Origin of the sequence: Mesorhizobium sp. M2A.F.Ca.ET.042.01.1.1, from assembly GCF_003997405.1 — a bacterium.
Taxonomy (GTDB): Bacteria; Pseudomonadota; Alphaproteobacteria; order Rhizobiales; family Rhizobiaceae; genus Mesorhizobium.
The window spans coordinates 1-1843 of the sequence record NZ_RZRX01000511.1 but is presented as its reverse complement, the minus strand read 5'-3'; the positions used below and the strand labels follow the sequence as shown (position 1 = coordinate 1843).

The window sequence follows — 1843 nt, the reverse complement described above, 5'->3', positions numbered from 1 at the left end:
GGCCAAACGGACGGCCGAAACCGTCTGTCAGGCGATCGGCGAGATCCTCAACCGCACGACACCCGCCGAGTGCTCAAACTACTTCGCCAATGCAGGATACGACCGGAAATGACTTCATCCCGCTCTAGGGGAGCGGCCAATCGGGTAGCGAACGTAAGCTCCAGCCGCGCCAGCCATCCCAAACGGCTACCAGGATAGAACCGATTGCGATGGCCAACAGGAAATATGCAAGCACCTCCAAGGGTCTATGCGTCCAATGTGGTTGAAGGACCGGCGGTTGCCCCCAAGACGGAGGCGAAGGTAGTTTCGGAATTCGACGTTCTGCCCGCCGGGCTCGTTTCATATCCAGCCGTTGCTGAGCGAATTGCTGCCGGGTCTGTTCCGACGACGAAAGCGAGTTGGCCTGAAGCCAGGCTTTGAATTTGCCGGCATGGATCTGCACCCTGATTGCTGGCAAGCCGCGGCGGCGCCGCTCAGCGTCGGACGCTTGAAAACTCTCCCACCAATCCTCCCAGGTCGCCGGGAGATCGCTAGTTGCTGAAAGCTCCAGGATGCGGAGATAGTCCCGGGGCTTGTAGACCGGGACCGCCGGCCATTGACTGGTGTCGGTCATTGCCGTTGCCCGTCGCCATCATTTCAGTGCGGCTGGTGCCAAGTGGCTGACAGGTCTGGTACGCCCAAGGGGAATCGAACCCCTGTTACCGCCGTGAAAGGGCGGTGTCCTAACCGCTAGACGATGGGCGCGCTCAGACGAAGCGGCTTATAATTGCGTTGTTGCCAACCGGCAACCCATCTGCCGCCACATGCGACAACTTTTTTCAAAGGGCTGCAAGAGCCGGCTTTTCGGGGCAGGGCAGGGTTCCGGCCGGATTCGGTCACGCACCTTTGGAGATTGGCTGGGACGCCAGTTGCGGTCGTCATTCTATGGCGGAGCAAGGAGCGAAGCGACGCGCGCAGACCATAGAATCTATTCCGTGACGCTGACGTATCGCATCGGTGCAGAATCTGCGCCGCTCTACCCTACGGTTGAGGTAACGGCATGGATCCTCGGGTCTGCGCGTCCGCTTCGCTCCCGCTCCGCCCGTGGCTTCAGCCAATCGCAAACGTCGCTGACGGTTTGTCGAAACAAACGGCGGCGTCGGCGGTTATCGGCTCTCAATCGGTCAACGCGGCTATGCGCACTGGGCCAAGCCGAGATCAGCCATCCTCGCCGCCGCCGCTGCGGCGACGGCAGCGCCAATTCCAGTCGCGCTCGGGGCCGACGTCGACATGGACGGATTCGGTGTGGCAGTAGGTGCCGACGCCGCCGCGGCCGGGCATCGAGCGGACATAGCTCGCCAACTCCCACTTCGAGACGCCGGGCAACTGGATGTCGGCGGCGGCGCAGTACATGTGCAGCGAGTTCTTGGCGCCGTTGGCGCGGCGGTTGCGCGAGGGATCGCGGTAGCCGGAGGTGACGACCATCTTGCGGCCGAAATGGCCCTCGATCGTCTTCAGCACCCGCACCAGCGACGGTTTGAGGCAGGCCACGTCGACGCTCTCGTTCTGCTTCAGAAGGCCGTTGGGCGCGAGCCGTGCCATGCCGGCGGCCGAGGCCACCTGGTAGGAACCGCCGCCGCCCTCATCCTCGTTGAGGTCGACGTCGCTCTCATCGTCGATGCCGGACTTGCGCTTGATCTCGAACAGCGCGGTCTGGCGCACGCCGGGAAGGGCATCGGCGCCGGTGATGTGGTAGCTCGGGTCGTCCAGCGAGGCGAGCTGCACCGGCTTCGCGGCGGGCGTCGCGGAGGCCAGCTCAACAATAGGCTTGGCGGAGGTGGGCTCGGCGGTTGCGGTCTTGGCC

1 protein-coding gene and 1 tRNA gene are annotated in these 1843 nt (G+C 63.6%); both read right to left on the bottom strand.

Features of this window, described 5'->3' with window-relative positions; translation table 11 throughout:
• Nucleotides 1-669: 669 nt before the first annotated feature.
• Nucleotides 670-744 (bottom strand) — tRNA-Glu (locus EOA23_RS34345).
• Between the two features lie 453 nt (nt 745-1197).
• Nucleotides 1198-1843 (bottom strand): YcbK family protein (locus tag EOA23_RS34340; RefSeq protein ID WP_127307282.1); only part of this gene is annotated, 646 nt, incomplete at its 5' end.